Here is a 19,377-nt window from a genome sequence, read left to right as displayed (position 1 = left end):
ATCAACTAAATCAATCAAAAAACTTACTTGTTTTTAAGCTCAACTTTAAAAAGTTGGGCTTTTTTTGTTGTCTATATTTAAGCTCTATGGAGTGACTGACTAACAATGCTTTCAGGAATAATGTTATCAAGCTTAGCAAATTGAAGCGACATGTCTCCATCTCTAATATCGTCTAGCAACCATTTACCTTCAGTGTATTCCATAATCCAGATTTTTTCTTCATCACTGTAACCTTTCTTACCAATAACTGGTCTTCTAGTGTCTCTGTCGATTAAATAATCTTCCACATTGGCTGTGATGCTAAAAGCAATTTTAGAGCCTTCTAAATTATCTTCTTCAGATATTTCCAAATACAAAGGTTTAATGCTGCTTATGCTTTCAAGATTACAAACATTCTTTAGGTTTTCTGCTTTCCATTTATCTAAGTGGACTGTTTGTTGGTTTTGCCAATACCAGTGATTCACGTATTCTGAAACTTCTTTCATGTCTCCTTTGCTCCAGGCAATATATACTCTGGTGAATACATTAGTGATATTTTTCTCCAGATTTAACCATGAAAAATCTTTATTGATCATGCCTAATTTTAAAAGCTCTTTTTTGGCTTTTCTTACAGCGAAATATTCAACAGTTTTCATGTAAATGATCAACGGAAGAAAAATAATAGTCAATAGAATTAATATTGCTTTTCCCCACCACGTTTTAAAAAATGCTTTTGCAATTCCACCTCCAGGACCAGCATAAACTGGGTCTGCATAAAATAAAATGGCAATAAATATAATGGTAAATAGTAGTTGTTTTTGTTTAGAAGTCATATTAAAAAATGGTTTTAAATAATCTGTAAGCGGCTCCAAGGCTTACTAATATAATAATTAATATCCATCTATACAGTTAGCTAAAATATATTTTGATTTAAAATATTAACTAATATAATTCCAGATATTCTTGTATTTGCTGAGCTCACGGTACGTTTTAAGTATGACTTTATGTTCTGGGAAACCAAGTGATGGGTCATTGTCAAGAATGCGTTTTGCATAATAGCGAGCACTTTGTAAGATGTCTTTATCTTTAATAATATTAGCAATTTTTAAATTTAAGACACCACTTTGTTGCGTGCCCATGATATCACCAGGACCTCTTAGTTTTAAGTCAACTTCGGCAATTTCAAATCCGTCACTTGTTCTCACCATAGTCTCAAGGCGTACTTTGCTGTCCTGACTTAACTTATGGCTGGTCATTAAAATGCAATAGCTTTGTTCTGCGCCTCGACCAACACGACCTCTTAACTGATGCAGTTGCGATAGACCAAAGCGCTCAGCGCTTTCAATAATCATTACAGAGGCATTAGGAACATTGACACCAACCTCTATGACTGTAGTAGCAACCATGATTTGGGTTTCGCCTTTTACAAAACGTTGCATTTCATAATCTTTATCAGCCGCTTTCATTTTACCATGAACAATTGAAATCTGATAATCGGGCTGCGGAAATTCTCTAACAATACTCTCATAGCCATCCATGAGATCTTTGTAGTCTAAAGCTGAACTTTCCTGAATGAGCGGATACACAATATAAATTTGTCTGCCTTTAGTAATTTCATCACGCATAAATCGCATAACTTTTAGGCGATTCGAATCGTATCGATGTACCGTTTTTATCGCTTGTCGTCCAGGTGGTAATTCGTCAATAATTGAGATGTCTAAATCACCATAAACTGACATGGCTAAGGTTCTTGGAATTGGAGTTGCAGTCATTACTAAAATATGTGGAGGAGAGGTGTTTTTTTTCCATAATTTTGATCGTTGCGCGACACCAAAACGATGTTGTTCATCAATAATTGCGAGGCCTAAATTTTTGAATTTCACCTTATCTTCAAGTAAAGCATGTGTCCCAATTAGGATTTGTAAATCGCCATTTTCTAAAGATTCGTGAATGTTTCGTCTTTCTGAAGTAGTACTTGAACCTGTAAGTATTTGTATTCTGATATTCAATTTATTAGACCATTCAAGTAATCCTGTATAGTGTTGAACTGACAAAATTTCAGTAGGAGCCATTAGGCAGGCTTGAAAACCGTTGTCAAGCGCCATTAACATTGACATGAACGCTACTATGGTCTTTCCTGATCCAACATCACCTTGTAATAATCGATTCATTTGTGCATTGCTTCCTAAATCGTGTCTGATTTCTTTGATAACCCGTTTTTGAGCATTGGTCAAATCGAAAGGTAAATGGTGTTTGTAAAAGGTGTTAAAATAATCGCCAACCGATTCAAAAGGGAATCCTTTAATTTTAGATTTATGGATTAGATTCTTTAAAATAAGTTGGAGTTGAATGTAAAATAATTCTTCAAATTTTAACCGAAATTCAGCACGTGATAATAGCTCCTGATTTTTAGGAAAATGAACATTAAAGAGTGCATCATTTTTTGATAATAATTTGAGTTCAGAAATGAGATGTTCAGGTAAGGTCTCAGAGAACTTTCCTTTAGTCTCTAAAAACAGACTTTGCATGATTTTAGTCATCACGCGATTGGTAATGCCTTTATTTGATAATTTTTCGGTCGAGGGATACACGGCTTGCATGGATGATCGTAAATTGTTTTTATGATCACTCAACAATTCTAACTCTGGATGTGGCATATTGAAGACGCCGTTAAACCAGTTGACTTTTCCGAAGATGACATAAGGTGTATTTAGTTTTATGCTGTCACGAATCCATTTTTGTCCACGAAACCAAACTAAGTCCAGTGTTCCTGTGTCATCCTGAAATTTACCAACCAGACGTTTTCCTCGTTTTTGAGCAACTTCCTTAAAACCTGTAATTTTTCCAACTACTTGAACTTCGGAGCTATTGCGTTGTAGCTCACTAATTTTATAGTATTTAGTGCGATCCAAGTAGCGATTAGGAAAAAGATTGATCAAATCCTGATAGGTATGAATACCCAACTCACTACGAAGTAGGTCAGCCCGGTTAGGACCAACGCCTTTAAGGTAATCAATAGGAGTTTGAAGGTTGACACTCATAGAGCGAATTTAATTAATTCTAAGTTAAATTCTAATCTCTAAGACGTGTAACTTTTTTCTTTGCTGGTAAATATTGTATTTTGGTCTCATCTTTGATTAAACCTGTATATGAAACGATTTTTGTGTCTTTTTTTTCTTTTGTTTGTCTTCGGAAATCTGATGGCTCAGCAAACTGAGTATGTGGATTTTATGTCGGTAAAAGCTGATCTGCGTTTTGATTCTGAAGCCAAACAAGTAAGTGGTGTTGCTATATATAAATTTAAGATACTAAAGAAAACAGATTCAGTCTACCTAGATGTAAGGAATACAATTGATCATTATGAAATACATGATAGTAATTTCAGAACGCGGCATAATTACCATAATAATCGCTTAGTTTTGAATTTCACAGATAAATTGGTCAAGGATTCTATATACGAGTTTAAATTAATCTATTTTTCTTACCCTAAAAAAGCAATCTACTTTGTTGATGATCAAATCTGGACCCAAGGACAAGGGAAGTATACCAGCAATTGGTTGCCGAGTATAGATGATGTCAATGATAAAATAGAATTTGATCTCACTGTATCTTATGATAGCGATTATGAAGTGGTAGCCAATGGCGAGTTGGTCAATAAAGAGTTTTCGGATGGTTACACAAAATGGTATTATGATATGAAAAAGCCCATGTCTAGCTATTTGGCAGCCTTAGCTATTGGTAAATATGATAAGAAAACTGCGATTTCAAAAAGCGGGATTCCGTTAGTGTATTATTACTATCCCAAAGATTCGCTTAAAGTTGAGCCAACGTATCGCTACACGAAGCAAATGTTTGACTTTTTAGAAGAGGAGATCGGGTTTGCTTATCCATGGCAAAATTACAAACAGATTCCTGTAAAGGATTTTCTCTACTCCGGAATGGAAAATACCAGTCTGACGATTTTTTCAGATAGTTTTGTGGTAGATTCGACGGCTTTTAATGATAAAAACTACATTACGGTAAATGCACATGAATTAGCACATCAATGGTTTGGAAATTTAGTGACTGCCAAGTCTGGCGAGCATCATTGGTTGCAGGAAGGCTTTGCAACTTATTACGCATTACTAGCAGAACGTCATATTTTTGGTGATGATCATTATTATTGGCAATTATTTGAAAATGCTCAGGAACTAATTGCTCAGGAAAAAGCTGGTCAGAGTACATCGTTGTTAGATCCCAAGTCCACTAGCGCGACCTTCTATAAGAAAGGAGCCTGGGCTTTGCATGTCCTTAGAGAGCAAGTTGGTGATCAGGCTTTTAAAACAGCTGTAAAAGCTTATTTAGAGAAGTATCAGTTTAGTAATGTAGAGACTGATGATTTTGTATCTGAAGTTGAAACGGCTAGCGGACAGGATTTAACAGCATTCGTTAACGATTGGTTGTTGGAGGTCAAACTTCCTGAGGATGCAATGGTTACTAGTTTAGAGCAATCTGCTTTCATGCAGGAATATTTTATGGTAGATTGTGAGGTGTTTACATCAAAATGTACGGAGTATGTTTCGTCTAACATTTCAGATAAAGCTAAAGTAAAAGTGATCAGTCAAATTCCTGATAGAATACATACAGATACATTTCTAAATGGTTTGGAGGTGAGGCAGGCTATTGCCAGATATGTGGATAAGATTCCATTGAACTTAAAATCTGAATATGAATCCCTATTAAATGATGAATCTTATGCAACTGTAGAGGTGGCTTTATACAACTTATGGGTTAATTTTCCAGAGGAACGCTCGAAATATTTACAGAAAACCAAGGATATTATAGGTTTTAATGATTATAATGTGAAATTGCTCTGGATGGCTTTACATTTAAACACTCCCGAATATCAGTCGCAGCAAAAATTGAAGGTTTTAAATGAGTTGATCGGTTATAGCTTGCCTGAGCATCATTTTGAATTACGGATGAATGCGTTCAATTATTTAAAACTACTTGGAGGTTTTGAGATTGAATCCATGAAGAGTCTGATTCAGGCTACAAAGCATCATAATTGGCGTTTCGCAAAATTTGCAAAAACATTGTTGGCTGAGTTGGAGAGTGATTTGAATTATAAAATATTAATTGATAAACTTAAAACAGATTAATGAGAGCATTAGTCATATCTGGAGGTGGGAGTAAAGGTGCGTTTGCAGGTGGTGTAGCGCAATATCTAGTTGAAGGTCTGGGTCGCGATTATGATATGTTTTTGGGAACATCGACAGGGAGTTTGCTTGTGCCGCATTTAGCTGTAAATGATATTGGTAAACTCTACAGTATTTTCACCAATGTACAACAGCATGATATTTTTAGTATTAGTCCATTTGTACAACGTAAAAAAGGGGATAGAGAGTATGTGTCCATTGATTTTGTAAACTCGCTTTGGCAGTTTATTAGAATGAAACGGACCTTTGGTGAGAGTAAAGCCTTAAGACGGAACATTAAGCGAAATTTCACCAGAGAAGAATATAACAGAATTAGGGAGTCTAAGGAGGATGTCGTGGTTACGGTATCTAATCTCTCTTTGAATAGGGTAGAATACAAATCAATAAATGATCACACCTATGAAGAGTTTTGCAATTGGATTTGGATTTCTTGTAATTACATTCCGTTTATGTCTTTAGCTAAAGTTAATGGTTACGAGTATGCTGATGGAGGTTTGGGATGTGTGATTCCAATTAGAGAGGCTATACTTAGAGGCGCTACTGAGGTTGATGCTATTGTTTTAGAGGCGGAACAAATGGAGCGCACAAAAGTTTTGGGTAAGAACCCATTTTCTTTAATGATGAATTTATTTGGACACTTATTAGATCAGGTGGAGAAAAATGATATCGTTATTGGAAAACTTGCAGCTAAGAATAGAGGAGTCAAGCTGAATTTATACTACACGCCAACCAGCTTAACTGAAAACTCACTAATCTTTAGTAAGCCGTTAATGGTTAAGTGGTGGGAACAAGGTTATTCTTATGCTAAAGAAAAGCATAAAGATGAGGTGATTTTAGAATAAAAATTACCAGATTTCAGAGACTTCTTCTTTAATAAATGAAAGCGCAGCATCACTGGGTGCTCTCTTGTCTACCATGTCGGTTAAAATAGTTTCACGTAGCTTATCTGCTGAATCTACCTTATCTGATAAATTCGCTTTTCTGATCATTTGAATGGTTGCATTTTTTGCAGTAGATGTAATGCTCCAGCACTTGTCTGTAACGTATATTTGTTGTGCTAAATTATGATCAAATTCCTGTTCAATATTTGCTATAAGTAAAGATTCGTAATCTTCTTTATTTGAAGATGTTGGTTGAACTCTAAGTAGTAATTTTGTGGGTTTAATTCGTTCTAAAAAAAGCGACATACGTTCATAAGCCTGTAAACGCATAGGTAAGGCGTCTTTTTGTAAATCTTTTTGTATTAAAAAGTCACGACGTCTACTTTCGTTTTCGATGTGTTCTCTAAAAAATAAAAAGGCTATTGCTCCAGTTACAAGAGCAGGTATACAGTAAAGTAAAAGTCCTAAAATATCGAGTTCCATAGTTGGTTTTTAATTTCGTTTAGTTTGAATTGTAAACTTAATAGTTTTTAAAATATTGTCTTAGTTTTTTCCTCCTAAATACTTGCAATCTTTTAGTTCTTGCATGGATTTGAATGGTACATCACTTTTATGATATTGGTAAGTATTGGATAATTCTTTAGATAAATTATGATCATCTACATTAAGATCAATATCATCCATAGTGAACTGGCAAGGGTGTTCGTAACCTGCAGCATGTGTAATCTCAATGAATTCTTTTCTAAATGTTTTAAAGTATTGTGCTAAACGAACTGACTTTAAAGTTGGGTCAATTCCGTTTTGTAACCACTTGTTTTGTGTTGCTACACCGCTCGGACAGCGATTTGTGTGACATATCTGCGCCTGGATGCAGCCAATACTCATCATGGCTTCTCTGGCCACGTTGATGACATCTACTCCCATAGCAAATGCCATAGCAGCTTTAGCTGGAAATCCTAGTTTTCCACTACCAATAAATACAATACGATCGCAGAGTTCTTTTCTTTGAAATAGTTTATAAAGATCACCAAATCCATAAACCCATGGTAATGATACGTGATCGGCAAAACTTGGCGGAGCAGCACCTGTACCACCTTCACCACCATCAACAGTTATAAAATCAGGACCTTTCCCAGTTTTTAACATGATATCTGCTAGTTCTTCCCATTGATCTAATTTGCCAATAGCAGCTTTGATACCAACAGGTAGTCCTGTTTCCTCAGCAATAGCTTCAATGAAATCTACCATTTCTGGAACTGTAGAAAAGGCTTTATGATTGGGTGGTGATAGTACTGTTTTACCAACTTCAACACCTCGTATTTCAGCAATTTCTTTAGTAATCTTCGAGCCTGGAAGTACACCACCTTTTCCAGGTTTAGCTCCTTGGGATAGCTTAACTTCTATAGCGCGAATAAAGGGATTGTCTTCTACCAGTTTTTTCATTTTATCCATTGAAAAGTTGCCATCCTCACTTCTCACGCCAAAGTAACCCGTTCCGAAGTGAAATACGACATCACCACCATTACTGTGGTATGGAGACAAACCACCTTCACCTGTATTATGGTAAGCGTTAGCCATTTTAACACCTTTATTCAAGGATTCTACAGCTTTGGCTGATAAGGATCCAAAACTCATGGCTGAAATGTTTATGATTGATGCTGGACGGTAAGGTCTTCTTCTTTTGTGATACGTTCCCATTACTTTTGCACATGGTAGAAAACTTTTATCGATAGTATTTGGATGATTGTCCTCAATTCTGAACGGAAACATTGCATTATTGATGAAAATATGCTGATGGGCATAAATATCTGTATCTGTTCCGAAGCCCTCGTAATTGTTTTCGTTTTTAGAAGATGCGTATACCCAACCGCGTTCGATACGATTGAAAGGTAATTCTTCTCTGTTATTTGCAACAAGATATTGGCGTAATTCAGGGCCAATGCTTTCTAGCATATATCTTAAGTGCCCAACCACCGGGAAGTTATGACTGATGGTATGTTTTTTTTGTACAATATCTCTAATGGCAATGATAGCGATTACGATAATTATCCACATCCACCAAGAGATGCTAGACATAAAATTCAGAAAGGTATCCATAACGATAAATTAAAGGGTAAAGATATTTAAATTTTGAAATTACTTTTGACCTCTTATAATTAATTTAATCTACTGATTTAAATAATCTAAAGCAACATGAGTCATTGTCTTGACACCTAGCAATAAACCACTTTCATCAATCTTGAAATCTGGTGTATGATGAGGAAATGCATCCTGATTTCCTGGTGTCATACCTCCTAAAAAGAAATAAAAACCAGGAACTACTTCTTGAAAATAAGAGAAGTCTTCTCCTCCAGTAGTGGCCTTCATTACTTTTACATTATCCTCGCCAGCAACACGTTGAATGGTTGGAAGCATTTGTTCAACCAATGCAATATCATTATAGGTAATTGAAGTATTATTCTGAAATTCAATTGTAGCTTCTCCACCATAAGCTTTGGCAATAGTTGTGGTCATCTCAGTCATTCTACGGATGATCATTTCCTTCATTTTGGGATCTAAAGTTCTAACAGTTCCTATAAGTTCAGCACTTTCAGGAATAATATTAAAACGTACACCGCTGGTGATCTTTCCAACCGTAATTACTGCAGCCTCGTCTATAAGCTTGGCTTCTCTACTGATAATGGTTTGTAGACCATCAATAATTTTTGCAGAAATTAAAATAGGATCCACACCAGACCATGGTTGTGACCCATGAGTTTGCTTTCCTTTGACGTTAATTACAAAACGCTCAACTGCTGCCATAATGCCTTCAGTTTTGTATTTGATGGTTCCAGCAGGTGTTCCAGAATTAATATGTAAACCGAAAATAGCATCAACCTTAGGGTTATCAAGAACCCCTTCCTTGATCATTAATTTTGCGCCACCTTCTTCACCTGGTGGCGGACCTTCTTCTGCAGGCTGAAAGATAAACTTTACTGTGCCTTTGATCTTGTCTTTGTGCTTTGATAAGATTTCTGCAACTCCCATCAGAATGGCCGTATGTGTATCATGACCACAAGCGTGCATTACACCTGTTTTTGTACCTAAGAATTCGGTTTCGACTTCACTTTTAAAAGGGAGATTGTTACGTTCGGTCACAGGAAGCGCGTCAATATCTGCTCTAAGTGCTACAACTTTTCCTGGTTGATCTCCTTTTAGGATTCCTACAACTCCAGTTTTTGCGACACCTGTTTCAACTTCAATACCTAAAGATCTTAAGTGTTTGGCAATTTTTTCTGCTGTTTTGAATTCTCTGTTGGATAGTTCAGGATTTTGGTGAAAATCTCTTCGCCATTCTATGACTTTAGATTCAATTTCTGAAAAGTCATTTTCAATTGAGTTTTGGGAAAAAGACAATGAACAAAGACATAAAAATAATAGAGTTATAAATTTCATGAGTTATAAATTTTAGACTTAATGTGAATAGGGTTTTTAGAATTTGATAAACCGATAACCATTATTTTGGAACTGTATTAATGCTGTCATGGCAGAAAGTGCAAACTTAACACTTGTATTACAATCTGATTTCGAGACCTTTCTGTAGGCTGCGGTTTGACCACACATTATGATATCTACACCTGCTGTATTTAACTGATTTAGTAATTCTGAATTTGGATTTTTACTACCATACTTTTCCATATAAACCTCATCAGTAAGCATGTCTTTCCAAGCGCTTCCATGTACAGTAATGGCAACACTAAGTTGGTCTAAATTCATCCCAGCATCAGCATGCATGTTTAAAAAACGAGCAGCAGTGACTAAATAACTATTGATTTGAGTTACATCTTCAGGGCTTTTTGATACATCAAAAATGACTTTAAGTTGCGTGTTTGTGTCCGTTTTTATTTCTGGATTTTCTACTTCAAAGGTTTGACCAAAGTCAGGTATAATTTTACCCTGAGTCCTTTGAGTTTGTCCAAGAACAATTAGAGTATTTAAAATAAGGGCAAGTGTGAGTATGTATGTTTTTTTCAATGTATTACTTTTTTATAAATATATGCATATAAAACAGGATCTCAAATTTTTAAATATTGTTTATAATTTTTAATAAAATCCTTTAATAAAAACAGGAGGTTTGGTTAATTTCACGTTTCATAAAACGAAAGAGATTTGGAGAAGTATTTAAGTCAGTTAAACGATGCACAATTAGCCCCAACAATACAAAAGGACGGTCCGATGATCGTCATTGCTGGTGCAGGTTCTGGAAAGACTCGTGTACTGACTTATCGCATTGCGTATTTGATGAGTCAAGGTATAGATCCATTTAATATTTTGGCACTGACCTTTACTAACAAAGCAGCTCGTGAAATGAAGAGTAGAATTGCTGATATTGTTGGCACTAGTGAGGCTAAAAACCTTTGGATGGGAACGTTTCACTCTGTTTTTGCCAAGATATTGCGCTTTGAAGCAGATCGTCTCGGTTTTCCAAGTAATTTTACTATTTATGATACACAGGATTCTGATCGTTTGATTTCTTCAATCATCAAGGAAATGGGATTAGATAAGGATGTGTATAAATACAAGCAAGTCCGTTCCCGAATTTCATCCTACAAAAACAGTCTGATTACAGTAAAGGCTTATTTTCAAAACCCTGAGTTGGTGGAAGCCGATACAGCAGCAAGACGCCCAAGATTAGGTGATATCTACAAGAATTATGTAGATCGTTGTTTTAAAGCTGGTGCAATGGATTTTGATGATCTCTTATTAAAGACCAACGAGCTTTTAACCCGTTTTCCTGATGTGTTGGCTAAGTACCAAGATCGATTCAGATATATCTTAGTTGATGAGTATCAAGATACCAACCATTCACAATATTTAATAGTGAGAGCGTTGTCTGATCGCTTTCAGAATATATGTGTGGTAGGAGATGATGCACAAAGTATCTATGCGTTTAGAGGTGCAAATATTAATAATATTCTGAATTTTCAACGCGATTATGATGATGTCAAGGTCTTTCGCTTAGAACAAAATTATCGTTCAACTAAGAACATTGTTAATGCCGCAAATTCAATTATTGATAAAAACCAAACCAAACTGGATAAAGTGGTTTGGACTGCTAATGAAGAAGGACCAAAAATAAAAGTCAATCGTTTGATGACCGATGGTGATGAAGGTCGTTTTGTGGCGAGTTCTATTTTTGAAAATAAAATGCAATACCAACTCAAGGATAGTGATTTTGCAGTATTGTATAGAACAAACGCGCAATCACGATCTATAGAGGATGCTTTACGTAAACGTGATATTCCTTATCGTATTTATGGAGGCTTATCGTTTTACCAACGAAAAGAGATCAAGGATGTGTTATCCTATTTGCGACTGGTTATCAATCCTTCTGATGAAGAAGCATTGAAACGTGTAATCAATTTTCCGAAGCGAAGTATTGGACAAACTACAGTTGATAAATTGGTTGTGGCAGCAAATAGTTACAATCGCTCTATTTTTGAAGTTATGAAGAACATTGACAAAACTGAGGTCAATGTTAATGCAGGAACCCGAACGAAGCTTAAAGATTTTGTGACCATGATAGAAAGTTTTCAGGTCATGAATCAAACCGCTAATGCTTTTGAATTAGCAGAACATGTTACAAAAGCAACAGGTATTATTAGAGAATTTAATAAAGAAAGTACACCTGAGGATGTCGCCCGACTCGAAAATATTGAAGAGTTGCTTAATGGTATCAAAGATTTTGTCGAAGGACAAATTGAAATCGCTGATGCTACAGGAAGTATTGCAGAGTTTTTAGAAGATGTGGCATTAGCTACTGATTTGGATAATGATAAAGGCGATGATGATCGTGTGGCACTTATGACCATTCATTTAGCTAAGGGATTAGAATTTCCATATGTCTATATTGTAGGTATGGAAGAAGATTTGTTTCCAAGTGCTATGAGCATGAATACCAGAAGTGAGTTAGAAGAGGAACGACGTTTGTTCTATGTGGCTTTGACCAGAGCAGAAAAGCAAGCCTATTTGACTTATACCTTATCACGTTATCGTTGGGGAAAGCTAATCGATGCTGAGCCTAGTCGTTTTATTGAAGAAATAGATGATCAATATCTGGATGTGATCACGCCTATTCATGAGCCGAGACAAAACCCGATGTTAAGCGCTGATATTTTTGGTGATGTTGAACCTAATCGTATCCGGTTTAAGAAACCTATAAAGCGCAAATCGGAAACTAAGCCTCCAAAGTTTGTAGCGCCTAAAAATTTAAAGCGTGTATCTAAAAGTTCACCTTCAGATAATATGAATCTCTTTGATGGTAAGCTTGCTGTTGGAAACGTTGTTGAGCATGCACGTTTTGGTAAAGGCGAAGTTGTTAAAATAGAAGGGAAAGGCGCAGATGTTAAAGCCGAAATTAATTTTGAAGTTGGAGGTGTAAAGAAGCTATTACTTCGGTTTGCTAAACTGGATGTGTTAGGTTAATTATTTGACCATAAATACCGAATTGATATTTCCTTTGCCATCGTATTCTTTCACCGGATTTTCAGGATCAAGAATCCAGTTTCCGTCGATAATAAATTTGTAATAATGCTTACCTGCTGGTAATGGTAAACGACATATCCAGTAACCTTTGTCACCTTTTTCCATTTCAATATCATCTTCATTCCAATCGTTAAAAGAACCCGCTAAAATGATACGTTCGGCGTCCTGATAACCTTTAAGTAGGAAGGTCACATATTTACCAACATTGATTAATGAATTATATTCTCCAAATTCGTTGGTGACTTTTGAAGGATTTGATGGATCATCTATCCAATGATGACCATCAATGATGAATCGGTATTCGTATTCTCCAGGTTTGATTTCTAATTTAAGCTCCCAGCCATTCTCTATGCGGTACATCTCAAAATCTTCTTCATTCCATCTGTTGAACGAACCAGTAACTACTATTTTTTTTGCATCTTCGTGACCTTTCAGTCTGAACCTAACATTGCCATTATCGTCTGGTATGGCAGCTTGTGTATCCATTCTAAGATTGTAAATATTCAAGAGGCTTCCTTTTTTAGCAGCCAGAGCAATGTTTGCATCATTTTCTGAAGGCTCAGCCCAATACTGATTGTTGACTATAAATTTGAATTCCCAGGTAAACTCGTCTTTAAAGTCATTAATGTTTTTTCTTAGTTCATAAGTAGATTCATTAACTCTGGTCATTCTCCAGTCGTAAAGCGACCAGTTATTGAATTCACCTGCTACAACCACATTATCAATAGTGAGATCTTCAAATCTTATTTTTTCTTTTGAATCATTATCAGAGAACTTCTCATAATCATGTTTGTTGAATGTAAATACCACATCGTTACCTTCAAAACGATAGCCTTTATTTTCATTTTGAGCATTGGATAACCAGGTCGCAAAGGCGATAATGATGGTTATTATATGTTTAATAGTTACTCTCAATGTTTGTTTAATGGAAACTCTACAAAGTAAAGCTTTTCTTTTTGATAATTTATTATAGTACGTTGTTGTCTGAAAAACTCATAACCCAAAACGCCGTCTAATGAAGTGCCAAAAGCCTCATTCATTTGGTTGAGATTAGTCAACATGGTTTCCATAGGCGCAAAATAAATTTTATCACTTAGTTTAACACGGTACAATTTTCCTGCCAAAACTTCAATTTTTCTTCCACTAGCTCCAACCAACATCATTCGATGAGAAGGGTAGAAGTACTTCAATATTTTTTTGCTAGTTCTTTTGTTAAGTTGATTATACTCAGCACCAGTATCCAGACCAAATTTTAATTTCTCATCATTAACCATGGCCTCCAAAACAATCGTGTGTCTTTTAAGTTTGAAGTTGACAGTATCAATAATGGTTTCGAGGTAATCTCTCTTGTCTAATTTCTCTCCCAAATCATCTACTCGAGACAGGGTAATTTGATTTAGATACATATCAATAAACACCTCGTAGTCTTTCAGAATATTATAGCCAATAATTCCTAAAAGGTGTATTTTTTTACTTGCTTCTATATGTGATAAATTGATAACATCAGAATCCATGTTTTCAAGGATTAAATCTTTGATGATGAACTCTTGTAGGCGTTTTTCAAGAGGATTATCTATAACATCAATAACTCCCGAAGTCGATCTCGAGGAACCTGTTATAGAAGGTCGAGTTTTAAAATGTGCCTGATTAAGAATTAATGTTTCTGAACCTGTATCAATAATAAAATTGCCCTTTTTGTTAAGAAGTTCGGCTTCAATAACTATAAGATTATCGATAAGCTTAAAAGGAATTCTGGTAGTATGTTCACTTAATATTTCAGCTTTAGGAAAAGAAATAACTTTAGGGTTCTCTTTCATTGCAAATGATGAAAAAGACGTAGTTAAAGCTAATATGAAAAAAATGAAATTCCTCATATTATATAGACTACAAAAACCTTCAAATGTTACATAATTAGTCCTCTAAATGAGTTTGAGAAAACGCTTTTAGCTTGGTCCAGGTATCTAGTAGCTCAATACCGATCCAACCATGACCAGCGTTTGGATATAATGTAAACTGATGTGTCACGCCTAAGCTAGCTAGTTTCGCTTCCATATCAACACCTTGACTGGTAGGAATTAAAGGGTCTTGTCCTCCATAAAATAAAATTGTGGGTGGTGAATCACTGGTAGCTTGATGGTACGGACTTACCTCTTCTAAGAATTCTATAGATGTGTCGATACCAAAGGTGTCTAAAAGCTCATCTAGTAAGGGATCTTCGTTTTCTAGGTATGCTGGATCTGTGAAATTAGTTGGACCTACTATACTTGCAACCATTCTAACATCGCTTTCAGTATCAAAAGCATAGCTCCATAATAGCGATAAATGCGCACCTGCACTAGTACCTAAAAACCCAATATCGTCTGAAATCACATAGTCATTTTGATTGGTTTTTAACAGATTGATTATAGTGGTAATATCATCGATTTGCATTGGGTAAGGTGGATGATTTTCATCTGCTAATCTGTAATTTATGTTTACAATTGCAATATCTGGAAGGTCTTGTAAGATGAGATCTTTAAGTAGATCCATGTCAGACTTATCACCTGAAGTCCATCCTCCACCATGCACTAAAATCATAACTTTAGTGTTAAGTGTTCTATTAGCTGGTAAGTATATGTCAAAGACCTGATCGCTATCGTTTCCATAAGACACATTAAGTTCCTGTCGGAATTCTAAAGCGGTTTGATCCTGAGGGTCGTTAGGATTATTATCATCAGAGCAGGAAAATAAACCAATAGAAATGAAAAGGAGCAGTAATCTAAACTTAATAGTCTTCATAATGAAATATTTAATTACTTTGTAAACGATTTTCTAAGATACATATTATGGCTGAATTATTAAGAATTTATGAAGATAATCCTAATCCGAAGGCGATTGCGAAAGTCATTGATGTACTCAAACGTGGTGGTTTGATCATTTATCCAACAGATACCGTTTATGGTTTGGGTTGTGATATTACTAATATGAAGGCTCTGGAAAAGATAGCCAGAATAAAAGGCGTAAAGCTGGAGAAGTCTAATTTCTCTTTTATTTGTGAAGACTTAAGTAATCTCAGTGATTATGTCAAACAAATTGATACCACAACATTTAAAATATTGAAACGAGCACTACCTGGTCCTTACACGTTTATTTTACCAGGTTCTAAAACGTTGCCTCACCCTTTTAAAAAGAAAAAAACAGTAGGTATTCGAATTCCTGATAATAATATAGCTTTGGAGATTGTACGTCAATTGGGAAATCCTATTGTATCTACTTCTATACGTGATGAAGATTACGTTATAGAATATACTACAGATCCAGAACTGATTCTTGAGAAGTGGGATAATCTTGTTGATTTGGTAATAGATGGAGGATATGGTGATAATGAAGCTTCTACTGTTGTTGATCTGTCTCAAGATGAGCCACTTATTGTAAGGGAGGGTAAAGGAGATTTGGAAATATTTTAACTATATTTCTAAAAAATATGATAAGATGAAACGAGATTTGGTAACACTATTGCTCATCCTATTAGTTTTGGTTAGTGGAGCTCAGGCTGATCTTGAAGGAAGTCAAGATTATTATCTGTTAGATAGATTACCAGAGTATTATATTTCTGAATATTCTGATGTTGAGTTTGATAAACACAAGTTTTTTATTGATGGTAAAAATGTCTTTAAGGAAGGTAAAAAATACACTATTAAATACAAACATAAGAAAGAGAATACTAAAGGTTATGAGTTTCCTACTAGGCTTCAGATATTGCGAAACTACTCAAGCGCTATAGTTAATGCTGGAGGGCAAATTATTTTTGAAAGATATAATCATGAGCATGGCTATTATTCTTTTGAAGTTAATGGTAAAGTATTATGGATTCAAGTAAAACCTTCTAAAATAGGAGGTAGTTATGTCTTGTATATTATTGAAGAGCAATCAATGAGACAAGATGTTTTTATTGATGCAGAGCTCATAAAGAATAGTCTTGAAATAGAGGGAAGAATTGCAATATATGGGATTTATTTTGACACAGGAAAAGCTATTGTTAAACCAGAATCTAATCAAGCTTTGGAACAGATAGCTAAATTTTTAAAAGACAATCCTAGTACTAATTGTTGGGTTGTTGGTCATACCGATTCTGATGGATCATTTCAGATTAACAGTACATTGTCTTTAGATAGAGCTAAAGCTGTAAAAATGGTTTTAGAAAACACTTATAATATTGAAGCTGGACGATTATTTGCTGAAGGAGTAGGTCCTTTAGCTCCAATTGCAACTAATTCAACCGATGAGGGAAAGCAATTAAATAGACGCGTCGAACTTGTAAAAAAATAAAGCCCAACCTTTCGATTGAGCTTTATTTATATTATACCTCTGCGATCTATTATTCAGCAGATAAATTTTTCATTTCTTCCTCGATCATCTCATAGAACTGATCAATCTTAGGTAATACAACGACTCGAGTTCTTCTGTTCTTCGCTCTGTTTTCAGCAGTGTCATTATCTGCTAAAGGCACATAGCTACTACGTCCGGCTGCAATTAACTGACTTGGATTTACACCCAAATCCTGTAATACTCGAATGATAGATGTAGAACGCTTAACACTCAAATCCCAGTTGTCAACTAAAACGCCTTTGCTAAACGAACGACTGTCAGTATGACCTTCAATCATAGCTTCAAAATCAGGTTTGCTTTTAATTACTTTAGCAACTTTAGCTAGTACATCTTTAGCTTTGTCGGTTACATTATAACTTGCAGTTTTAAATAATAATTTATCAGCAATAGAAATAAACACAACACCTTTTTCTACATTTACTTCAATATCTGGATCATCGATTCCAACTGCCTTTTTCAAACTAGTTACCAATGCTAAGGTAACACTGTCCTTTTTTGATAACGCATCTTGTAAGCGCGATATTTTTAAATCTTTTTCTTTAAGACTCTCTAAAGATTTTTCTACATTTTTAGCACCTTGAGTTGTTAGCACTGTCATGTCTTTTGCAGACTCAATAAGAGCTTGATTAGATTTACGTAAATCGGCAAGCTGTTCTTTCATAGCTTCTACACGAGCCATAGACGCAGCTTTATCAGATAAACAGCTGTTTAACTTAACGGTTGCAGAATTCAATAAGTCCTGAGTTTCTTTTTGTTTTTCTTCTAGTGCCATATATTCTTTCTTAGACACACATGAAGTCAAAATGAACATCCCAGCAACACTTAATAGCATTAATTTTTTCATAATAAAGTTTAATAATTAGTTGTTATTTAACATACCAAAATTATACAAAAGAAAATATCTGTTTGCCCTATTTAACTAAACTTTTAACACTTTTATGAACAATTAAAAGGTATGGCGTTTTTTGATGAAGTATGACCATACAATAGATTTGGTTTCGTAGTAGTTTTTTTTCTTCGGAAGTTGTTTTCGCTGTTTAAGGAGTCTGGGTAAATTTTTATAGAAACTGAAATGTGCTTTTAAAATAGCCAGAAAGTGCAAGCCTTTAAAATGGAATAGAAATTTCAATCCAGCAATTCCATCTAGTACGAGTCTAAAAAATAGAATATTAAAGAGAAATCCATGTGCATTCTTAGTGATTGTAAATAGACTATTTCTGAAATTAAGATAAGTTTTCTTTGGGTTAATAGCACTTAATGTTGCGCCACCTACATGATATACAGTTGATGTTCCAACGTATTTTGTTGAACAACCAGCATTAAAGGCTCTCCAGCACAAATCGATCTCTTCAAAATGAGCAAAATAGGTCTCATCGAACCCATTAAGTACTGCAAAATCTGATTTTCTGATAAAAAAACAAGCACCTGAAGCCCAAAAAACAGGTACGGTGTCATTATATTGGTTATAGTCTTTTTCAATAGTGTCAAAGATGCGACCTCTACAGTAGGCATAACCATATTTGTCAATGAAACCTCCAGCTGCACCAGCATATTCAAAGTGAGATTTATTTTTGAAATCTAAAATCTTAGGTTGAATAATTGCGGTTTCAGGGTTGGATTCAAATTCGCTGATAATAGGAGTGAGCCAGTGTTCTGAGACTTCAATATCACTATTTAGTAAACAAAAGACATCAGCTTCAACATCTTTTAAGGCGTCATTATAACCTTTTGCATAACCACCATTAATCGTATTCTGGATAAGTTTGACCTCAGGATATTTTTGTTGTAAAAAAGCTATCGAATCATCAGTAGAGGCATTGTCGGCAACATATATATCAGCTTCTTTAGAATAGTTTACTACAGAAGGTAAAAACTGCTCGAGTAATTGCTTCCCATTCCAATTTAATATGACAACAGCTAATTTCATTTATAATCTGGGATATCTTTCAAGAAATCATAACGTTTATTCTCAAGATCCATCACGCAATAATAATGATTAATTCCGTTAGTTACCATTAAGTAGCTTGCATTTAAAGTGAGATTATAACGCGCAATTTGGTCAAAAGTGGTTTGATCTATCTTGATTTTATGCGATTTACACTCTACAATGAGATGGATACTTCCGTCAGGATTGAATACTACTATATCGTAGCGTTTTGTCAATCCGTTGACTTTGAGTTCTTTCTCTACATTGATCAATGATTTTGGGTAGTTTTTATATTGAATTAGATACTGAATACAATGTTGACGCACCCATTCTTCGGGTTGTAAAACGATAAATTTTTTACGAATCTCATCGAAAATAGAAACTTTATTTTCGTTACTTTTGAAACGGAATAAAAACTTCGGAAAATTAAGTTCGTGCATCAAGACAACTAAAGATTTTCTTCAAAGTTAACTTACAATAGACAAATACCAAATCACAG

17 protein-coding genes are annotated in these 19,377 nt (G+C 35.0%); 5 read left to right on the top strand and 12 right to left on the bottom strand.

Annotated features, from left to right (window positions below):
* Positions 1 to 77: 77 nt before the first annotated feature.
* Positions 78 to 812, bottom strand: coding sequence for a hypothetical protein (locus tag Q0951_RS09610; RefSeq protein ID WP_299336370.1), 735 nt, complete (start codon positions 810 to 812; stop codon positions 78 to 80).
* Between the two features lie 105 nt (positions 813 to 917).
* A complete protein-coding gene (recG, locus tag Q0951_RS09605) occupies positions 918 to 3,020 on the bottom strand; it encodes an ATP-dependent DNA helicase RecG (protein ID WP_299336369.1) in 2,103 nt (700 codons plus the stop codon).
* Positions 3,021 to 3,128: 108 nt separating this feature from the next.
* Here recG and Q0951_RS09600 point away from each other — a divergent pair, with 108 nt between their 5' ends.
* Positions 3,129 to 5,120, top strand: a complete 1,992-nt coding sequence (locus Q0951_RS09600) for a M1 family metallopeptidase (RefSeq protein ID WP_299336368.1) — start codon at positions 3,129 to 3,131, stop codon at positions 5,118 to 5,120.
* Complete coding sequence (locus Q0951_RS09595) at positions 5,120 to 6,019, top strand: patatin-like phospholipase family protein (RefSeq protein WP_299336367.1); 900 nt, start codon at positions 5,120 to 5,122, stop codon at positions 6,017 to 6,019. Before Q0951_RS09600 ends, Q0951_RS09595 begins: the two co-directional genes overlap by 1 nt.
* Before the next feature lie 3 nt (positions 6,020 to 6,022).
* Here the strand turns inward: Q0951_RS09595 and Q0951_RS09590 are convergent, their stop codons facing one another.
* From Q0951_RS09590 to Q0951_RS09575, 4 genes are all read right to left on the bottom strand, one after another.
* A complete protein-coding gene (locus Q0951_RS09590) occupies positions 6,023 to 6,541 on the bottom strand; it encodes a hypothetical protein (RefSeq protein WP_299336366.1) in 519 nt (172 codons plus the stop codon).
* A gap of 60 nt (positions 6,542 to 6,601) precedes the next feature.
* Positions 6,602 to 8,155 carry an FMN-binding glutamate synthase family protein gene (locus Q0951_RS09585; RefSeq protein WP_299336365.1) on the bottom strand — a complete coding sequence of 518 codons (1,554 nt, stop codon included), beginning with the start codon at positions 8,153 to 8,155 and terminating at the stop codon, positions 6,602 to 6,604.
* A 69-nt stretch (positions 8,156 to 8,224) separates the two neighbouring features.
* The gene (locus Q0951_RS09580; RefSeq protein WP_299336364.1) at positions 8,225 to 9,493 is read right to left on the bottom strand and encodes an amidohydrolase; all 1,269 of its coding nucleotides are present in this window, start codon (positions 9,491 to 9,493) and stop codon (positions 8,225 to 8,227) included.
* A 36-nt stretch (positions 9,494 to 9,529) separates the two neighbouring features.
* Positions 9,530 to 10,072, bottom strand: coding sequence for a DsrE family protein (locus Q0951_RS09575; protein ID WP_299336363.1), 543 nt, complete (start codon positions 10,070 to 10,072; stop codon positions 9,530 to 9,532).
* Positions 10,073 to 10,207: 135 nt separating this feature from the next.
* Here Q0951_RS09575 and Q0951_RS09570 point away from each other — a divergent pair, with 135 nt between their 5' ends.
* Entirely contained in the window at positions 10,208 to 12,523 is a 2,316-nt protein-coding gene (locus tag Q0951_RS09570) for an ATP-dependent helicase (protein WP_299336362.1), read from the top strand.
* Here Q0951_RS09570 and Q0951_RS09565 read toward each other — a convergent pair whose 3' ends face one another.
* The 3 genes from Q0951_RS09565 to Q0951_RS09555 are packed head-to-tail and all read right to left on the bottom strand — an operon-like array spanning position 12,524 to position 15,361.
* Positions 12,524 to 13,498, bottom strand: a complete 975-nt coding sequence (locus tag Q0951_RS09565; protein ID WP_299336361.1) for a hypothetical protein — start codon at positions 13,496 to 13,498, stop codon at positions 12,524 to 12,526.
* On the bottom strand, positions 13,495 to 14,457 hold the full coding sequence (locus Q0951_RS09560) for a pepsin/retropepsin-like aspartic protease family protein (RefSeq protein WP_299336360.1): 963 nt from the start codon (positions 14,455 to 14,457) through the stop codon (positions 13,495 to 13,497). The genes Q0951_RS09565 and Q0951_RS09560 overlap by 4 nt, the downstream gene beginning before the upstream one ends.
* Positions 14,458 to 14,494: 37 nt before the next feature.
* Positions 14,495 to 15,361: an alpha/beta hydrolase gene (locus tag Q0951_RS09555; protein ID WP_299336359.1), complete on the bottom strand. Its 867-nt coding sequence runs from the start codon at positions 15,359 to 15,361 to the stop codon at positions 14,495 to 14,497.
* A 47-nt stretch (positions 15,362 to 15,408) separates the two neighbouring features.
* Here Q0951_RS09555 and Q0951_RS09550 point away from each other — a divergent pair, with 47 nt between their 5' ends.
* Positions 15,409 to 16,029, top strand: coding sequence for an L-threonylcarbamoyladenylate synthase (locus Q0951_RS09550; RefSeq protein ID WP_299336358.1), 621 nt, complete (start codon positions 15,409 to 15,411; stop codon positions 16,027 to 16,029).
* A gap of 25 nt (positions 16,030 to 16,054) precedes the next feature.
* A complete protein-coding gene (locus Q0951_RS09545) occupies positions 16,055 to 16,891 on the top strand; it encodes an OmpA family protein (RefSeq protein WP_299336357.1) in 837 nt (278 codons plus the stop codon).
* A gap of 49 nt (positions 16,892 to 16,940) precedes the next feature.
* Here Q0951_RS09545 and Q0951_RS09540 read toward each other — a convergent pair whose 3' ends face one another.
* From Q0951_RS09540 to Q0951_RS09530, 3 genes are all read right to left on the bottom strand, one after another.
* Positions 16,941 to 17,795 carry an OmpA family protein gene (locus Q0951_RS09540; RefSeq protein ID WP_299336356.1) on the bottom strand — a complete coding sequence of 285 codons (855 nt, stop codon included), beginning with the start codon at positions 17,793 to 17,795 and terminating at the stop codon, positions 16,941 to 16,943.
* 102 nt (positions 17,796 to 17,897) lie between these two features.
* Positions 17,898 to 18,878 (bottom strand): glycosyltransferase family 2 protein, encoded by a 981-nt coding sequence (locus tag Q0951_RS09535; RefSeq protein WP_299336355.1) that lies wholly within the window; start codon positions 18,876 to 18,878, stop codon positions 17,898 to 17,900.
* Entirely contained in the window at positions 18,875 to 19,318 is a 444-nt protein-coding gene (locus tag Q0951_RS09530) for a type I restriction enzyme HsdR N-terminal domain-containing protein (protein ID WP_299336354.1), read from the bottom strand. Before Q0951_RS09530 ends, Q0951_RS09535 begins: the two co-directional genes overlap by 4 nt.
* Between the last annotated feature and the right edge of the window lie 59 nt (positions 19,319 to 19,377).

Source organism: uncultured Psychroserpens sp. (assembly GCF_947501425.1).
Classification (GTDB): Bacteria; Bacteroidota; Bacteroidia; order Flavobacteriales; family Flavobacteriaceae; genus Psychroserpens.
This window is presented reverse-complemented; position numbering and strand designations above follow the sequence as displayed.